This is a genomic window from Streptomyces sp. NPDC056734 (genome assembly GCF_042790455.1).
Taxonomy (GTDB): domain Bacteria; phylum Actinomycetota; class Actinomycetes; order Streptomycetales; family Streptomycetaceae; genus Streptomyces.
Genome location: NZ_JBHTZD010000012.1, coordinates 270,467 through 276,717, shown reverse-complemented (window position 1 = coordinate 276,717; position 6,251 = coordinate 270,467). Strand labels below are relative to the sequence as shown.

Annotated in this window: 4 protein-coding genes and 1 riboswitch; all 4 genes read left to right on the top strand. The window is 72.6% G+C overall.

Annotated features, from left to right (window positions below):
• Positions 1-356: 356 nt before the first annotated feature.
• Entirely contained in the window at positions 357-1,763 is a 1,407-nt protein-coding gene (locus tag ACFRFC_RS20390; protein WP_382693388.1) for a M16 family metallopeptidase, read from the top strand.
• A complete protein-coding gene (locus tag ACFRFC_RS20385) occupies positions 1,760-3,148 on the top strand; it encodes a M16 family metallopeptidase (RefSeq protein ID WP_382693382.1) in 1,389 nt (462 codons plus the stop codon). The genes ACFRFC_RS20390 and ACFRFC_RS20385 overlap by 4 nt, the downstream gene beginning before the upstream one ends.
• A 292-nt stretch (positions 3,149-3,440) precedes the next feature.
• Positions 3,441-3,602: riboswitch (cyclic di-AMP (ydaO/yuaA leader) on the top strand.
• Positions 3,603-3,614: 12 nt separating this feature from the next.
• Positions 3,615-4,388, top strand: coding sequence for a M23 family metallopeptidase (locus ACFRFC_RS20380; RefSeq protein ID WP_382693379.1), 774 nt, complete (start codon positions 3,615-3,617; stop codon positions 4,386-4,388).
• A 948-nt stretch (positions 4,389-5,336) separates the two neighbouring features.
• Positions 5,337-6,026 carry a GntR family transcriptional regulator gene (locus tag ACFRFC_RS20375; protein WP_382693377.1) on the top strand — a complete coding sequence of 230 codons (690 nt, stop codon included), beginning with the start codon at positions 5,337-5,339 and terminating at the stop codon, positions 6,024-6,026.
• The last annotated feature ends 225 nt before the right edge of the window (positions 6,027-6,251 follow it).

Below are 6,251 nucleotides of genomic sequence, written 5' to 3'. Positions count from 1 at the left end.
GGCGGGGCCTGCCCGTCCGTCCTGCCGACACCGGCCCGCCCCGCGGCTCGCTCTTGCTGAAGCGTGGAACGGGAGGTGGATCTGACGCGGACCATTGTGGACTGCGGCACTGACAACGCGGACCGCCGCCCGGATCGCACACCCGGACCGGCGGTTGCGCCCGGCGCCGACAGCCGCCGTCCGAGCCCGCGCGCGCCGACGTACGGCACGGCTGCCCGCAGGCTACGCGATCCGCTCTCGGCGTACGCGATCCGGGAACTTCGCCGGTGCCGCGCACACTTGCATACAGTGGCAGGACCGACAGGAAAACTGCGGTCGGAACGACCGCGTCCGCGATCGAAGGGACGTACATGCCCATGGGTCACACGGCCACCGCCGAGGCAGGCTCCGGCGGCCTGACAGCGACCGAGCACCGTTTGGCCAACGGTCTGCGCGTGGTGCTCTCCGAGGACCACCTGACCCCGGTCGCGGCGGTGTGCCTCTGGTACGACGTCGGCTCGCGCCACGAGGTCAAGGGGCGCACCGGCCTGGCTCACCTTTTCGAGCATCTGATGTTCCAGGGCTCCGCGCAGGTCAAGGGCAACGGGCACTTCGAGCTGGTCCAGGGCGCCGGCGGCTCGCTCAACGGCACCACCAGCTTCGAGCGCACCAACTACTTCGAGACCATGCCCGCCCACCAGCTGGAGCTGGCGCTGTGGCTGGAGGCGGACCGGATGGGCTCGCTGCTGGCCGCCCTGGACGAGGAGTCCATGGAAAACCAGCGGGACGTCGTGAAGAACGAGCGCCGCCAGCGCTACGACAACGTCCCCTATGGCACCGCTTTCGAGAAGCTCACCGCCCTCGCCTACCCCAAGGGCCACCCCTACCACCACACGCCGATCGGCTCCATGGCCGACCTGGACGCGGCCACCCTGGACGACGCGCGCGCGTTCTTCCGCACGTACTACGCGCCCAACAACGCCGTGCTGTCCGTGGTCGGCGACATCGACCCGGAGCGGACGCTCGCCTGGATCGAGAAGTACTTCGGCTCCATCCCCGCCCACGACGGCAAGCCCGTCCCGCGTGACGGCTCGCTCCCCGAGACCGTCGGCGAGCAGCTGCGCGAGGTCATCGAGGAGGAGGTCCCGGCCCGCGCACTGATGGCCGCCTACCGGCTTCCCGAGGACGGCACGCGCGCGTGCGACGCGGCCGACCTGGCGCTCACCGTCCTCGGCGGCGGCGAGTCCTCCCGCCTGTACAACCGGCTGGTGCGCCGCGACCGTACGGCCGTGGCGGCCGGATTCGGCCTGCTGCGGCTGGCCGGGGCGCCCTCCCTGGGCTGGCTGGACGTGAAGACCTCCGGGGACGTCGAGGTGCCGGTCATCGAGACCGCCATCGACGAGGAGCTGGCCCGGTTCGCCGCCGAGGGCCCCACGGCGGAGGAGATGGAGCGCGCCCAGGCCCAGCTGGAGCGCGAGTGGCTGGACCGGCTCGGCACGGTCGCCGGCCGCGCGGACGAACTGTGCCGGTACGCGGTCCTCTTCGGTGACCCGCAGTTGGCCCTGAGCGCCGTCCAGCGCGTGCTGGAGGTGACCGCCGAGGACGTCCAGGAGGTCGCCAAGGCCCGCCTGCGGCCCGACAACCGCGCGGTGCTCGTCTACGAGCCGACGGCCCCCGAAGCCCAGGCCGACAGCGCGGCGGACGCAGAGGACGCAGAGGACGCGGCGGACGCCGACGGCGTGGCAGCCGCGGCCACCGACGACAACAAGGAGGCGGCCAAGTGAGCGAGCTGGCCCCCATGGAGTTCCACCCCCAGCCGCAGCCCGGCGACGCCCGCCCCTGGGCGTTCCCGGCCCCCACGCGCCGAACGCTCGACAACGGCCTCACGGTCCTGCGCTGCCACCGCCCCGGCCAGCAGGTCGTCGCCGTCGAGGTGCTGCTGGACGCGCCGCTGGACGCCGAACCGGACGGCCTGGAGGGCGTGGCCACGATCATGGCCCGCGCCTTCTCCGAGGGCACCGACAAGCACTCCGCCGAGGAGTTCGCCGCCGAGCTGGAGCGCTGCGGCGCAACCCTGGACGCGCACGCCGACCACCCCGGCGTCCGCCTCAGCCTCGAAGTGCCGGTCTCCCGGCTGCCGAAGGCCCTCGGCCTGCTCGCCGACGCCCTGCGCGCGCCCGCGTTCGCCGACAGCGAGGTCGAGCGCCTGGTGCGCAACCGCCTCGACGAGATCCCGCACGAGCTGGCCAACCCCTCGCGCCGCGCCGCCAAGGAGCTGTCCAAGGAGCTGTTCCCGGCGTCCTCGCGCATGTCGCGCCCGCGCCAGGGCACCGAGGAGTCCGTCGAGGGCATCGACTCCGCCGCCGTACGCGCCTTCTACGAGAAGCATGTACGCCCCGCGACCGGCACCGTCGTGGTCGTCGGCGATCTGACCGGCGTCGACCTCGACACGCTGCTCGGCGACACGCTCGGCGCCTGGACCGGCTCCACGGCCGCGCCCCGGCCCGTGCCGCCGGTCAGCGCCGACGACACCGGGCGCGTCGTCATCGTGGACCGGCCCGGAGCCGTCCAGACGCAACTGCTGCTCGGCCGGGTCGGCTCCGATCGGCACGATCGCGTCTGGCCCGCCCAGGTGCTCGGCACGTACTGCCTGGGCGGCACCCTCACCTCCCGGCTGGACCGGGTGCTGCGCGAGGAGAAGGGTTACACCTACGGCGTCCGCGCGTTCGGCCAGGTCCTCAGGTCCGGGCCGGACGGCGCCGGAGCGTCCATGCTCGCCGTCAGCGGCTCGGTCGACACGCCGAACACCGGACCGGCCCTGGACGACCTGTGGACGGTCCTGCGCACGCTTGCCGCGGAGGGGCTGACCGACGCCGAGCGGGACACCGCCGTGCAGAACCTCGTCGGCGTGGCGCCGCTCAAGTACGAGACCGCGGCGGCCGTCGCGAGCACGCTCGCGGACCAGGTCGAGCAGCACCTGCCCGACGACTACCAGGCGACGCTGTATCAGCAGCTCGCCGCGACCGGCACCGTCGAGGCCACGGCGGCCGTCGTCAACGCCTTCCCGGTGGACCGGCTGGTGACCGTCCTCGTGGGCGACGCCGCGCAGATCAAGGCGCCCGTGGAAGCCCTCGGCATCGGCGAAGTCACCGTCGTGGCGGCCGACTAGACAGCCGCGGACGGCCCGCCCGGGTGCCGCGATCCGCGCGCGGGCGGGCCCACACGCGGCACGCGAAAGTGCCGACGAAGGGCACGCGCATGACGGGGAACGCGCACCCGCACGGTGGGGCCCTGGTGACCGGAAGCGTCACCAGGGCCCCTTAATGTCCGGATTGCGGGAGAGGCTGCCTGTCTGACCTGTGGCATGCGCTACAAAAGCCCGGATCTGTTTGGGGATTGCAAGATGTCCCCTTAGCGTCATCCAGGCTGTTCGTCAGGCAGTGCGCCGCGTCCGCGGCACCGGACAGCCATCGCCGAGTCCCCGTACGGCGCGAGCCAGGGGAGCCGGGGACCCACGTCCCTGGGGTGAATCGGCCTCCCGCGCGCGTGCGTGCGGGAAGCCGTAGGAGACCTTCCTGCTCCGAACCCGTCAGCTAACCCGGTAGGCGAGAGGGAAGGAAAGGACCAGCCACTCCATGGCGTTCACGCGCGCCACCGGGAAGCACCGGCGTCCCCGGCACCCGCAGCGCACCACCGCCCGTGCGGCGGGTGTCGCGGCACTCGCCACCACCGGCGTCGTCGGCTCCCTGGCCGCTCCGGCGCTCGCCGCCGAGCCGGCTCCCGAGCAGACCGGTCTGCTGCCCGTCGTCGGCATCGGCGACGACGTCGCCCACCAGATAGACGCCCAGGCCGCCGCCCAGGCGGACGCCGCGCGGCAGAAGGCCGAGGCCGCCGCCCGCGAGAAGGCGGCGGAAGAGGCCCGCGAGCGTGCCGAGGAGGAGGCGAAGAAGGCTCGTGAGGCCGAGGAGCGCGCCGCCCGCGAGGCCGAGCGCGAGCGCCTGAACACCTTCGTTTCGCCGATCCCCGGCTCCTACGTCTCCACCAGCTACCAGGCGGGCGGCTCCGCCTGGTCCTCCGGCAGCCACACCGGCGTCGACTTCCACGCCGCCACCGGCACGTCCGTCCACACGGTCGGCAATGGCACGGTCGTGGAGGCGGGCTGGGGCGGCGCGTACGGCAATCAAGTCGTGATCAAGATGGTTGACGGTACGTACACCCAGTACGGGCATCTCTCGTCCATCGGGGTGTCGGTCGGCCAGTCCGTCACCCCTGGCCAGCAGATCGGCCTCGCCGGCGCCACCGGCAATGTCACCGGGGCCCACCTCCACTTCGAGGCCCGCACCAGCCCCGAGTACGGCTCGGACATGGACCCGGTCGCCTACCTGCGTGCGCATGGCGTGAATCTCTGACGTCGGGTGCGCGCGGGGCGCCGATGCTCTTCCGGCCGACGGGAGCGCGGGCAGCGCGTGACGTCCCGTGCGCGCGGGGCGCTGCGACGGGCGGGCACTCGCGCGCGGGACGGATGCCGCGCTCGGGTGCGGGGGCGGAGGTTGTCGGACGGGTCGGCGCTCGCCGGGAGGCGATGGCGCACTCGCGCGGAGACGGGACGGCGTGCGGCCAAGGGTTCGGTCTCCGCGCCGGCGATGCCGCACTCGCGCGGAGACGGGGCCATCTCCTGGTCCATCAGATCAACGATCTCGCGATGCCCCACTCGCGCGTGGAGACGGACCCCGCGCTCTCGCCCTCTGGCGCCGGGCGCTTGCCCCCCAACCCGCGCGGGTACGCCGCGACGACGCGCAGTTCGTCGTGGATGGGGCGGAGTGCCCCCACCCGCGCGGGTACGCCGCGTGAGGACTGCGTCCAGACAGTCGCGGAAGCCCCCGCCGCACCTACGCGCGCGTACGCCGCCCCGGGCTGGGCACCCGCGCCACCCGCGCGCTGACCCCGGCCCACCCGGGCGGGGCCAGGCCACCGTCCCCGCCTGGACCCCGCCACCCCCGCGCGCAGGGACTCGGCTAACGGCCCATGGCGTCCCGGCGGACGGCCACGGCCACCCCCGGGCGCCGGGCCCCGCCCCTCCATCACCGCTACGCGAACCCAGGCCCCCGCCCCGCTGGACCCAGCCCCCCGCCTCCACGCCAGCCAAGCCACAGCCGCCACCGTCACCCGGCGCACCGCCCCGCCCACGACAAGCCCGGGTACCCCACCCGCCGGGGCTTTCGTCCTTTTGGGCATCCGCTGTCCAAAAAATATCCCTGGAATCCGGCCCCCCGTCGGAAATTCCGGCTCATTGCAATAGAGTCACTGTTCAGACGTCAATCGAGGACGTTTCACGGGGATTAAGGCGGAGGTCGGTCATGCGTATTCCGGCGCACTCGGTGTGCACGGCGATCCGGGACGACATCATCGCCGGTGTCTACGAACGCGGTGGCCGGCTCACCGAGGAAGTCCTCGCCCGCCGCTACGGCGTCTCCCGCGTCCCCGTCCGCGAGGCCCTGCGCACGCTGGAGGCGGAGGGGTTCGTGGTGACCCGGCGGCACGCGGGCGCGTGCGTCGCGGAGCCCACCGAGCAGGAGGCCGCGGACCTGCTGGAGATGCGCGGGCTGCTGGAGCCGCTGGCCGCCTCCAGGGCCGCCCAGCGGCGCACGGAGGCCCATCTGAAGGTGCTGCGCGGACTGGTCCGGCTCGGCCAGGAGCGGGCCCGCCGGGGCAGCAGCGATGACCTGCGCTCCCTGGGCAGCTGGTTTCATGAGACGCTCGCCCAGGCGTCCGGCAGCCCCGCCCTGGTCTCCATGCTGACCCAGCTCCGCCACAAGATCGCCTGGATGTATGCCGTGGAGGCACCGGCCGCGCCCATGGAGTCCTGGGCCGAACACGGCGCCATCGTGGACGCGGTCACCCGTGGTGACGCGGAACGCGCGCGTGCCCTCACCGCCCTGCACGCCGAGCGCGCGATGTCCGTCTTCCGGCTGCGCTTCAACGCCGGCGGCGCCGACCGTGTGAGGACTTCGCAACATCCCGTAAACATGCTGGGCCAGCGGCTTTAACAAAAGCGCCGTATACAAAGAAGCGGTAATTCGGTGGCCGGTAATTTCGGCTGCCGTTTTTCGGTGTGCCGCAGGTCTATTCCCGTACTGTACGGACCTATTTCGGTGTGCTCTCGCTCACAGGTGCGACCCAAACGTTTCGGCACGTGTCCGGCGGTGAAACCGGCGCGGAACAATTTGGGGAAACAGGCGCGAAAGTGAGCGGGGGAAACGGGAGTGGCCGCG

Excerpts from the sequence above, each read along its gene's own strand:
- ACFRFC_RS20380 (WP_382693379.1), top strand. The coding sequence starts at position 3,615 with ATGGCGTTCACGCGCGCCACCGGGAAGCACCGGCGTCCCCGGCACCCG.
- ACFRFC_RS20375 (WP_382693377.1), top strand. The coding sequence starts at position 5,337 with ATGCGTATTCCGGCGCACTCGGTGTGCACGGCGATCCGGGACGACATC.
- ACFRFC_RS20390 (WP_382693388.1), top strand. The coding sequence starts at position 357 with ATGGGTCACACGGCCACCGCCGAGGCAGGCTCCGGCGGCCTGACAGCG.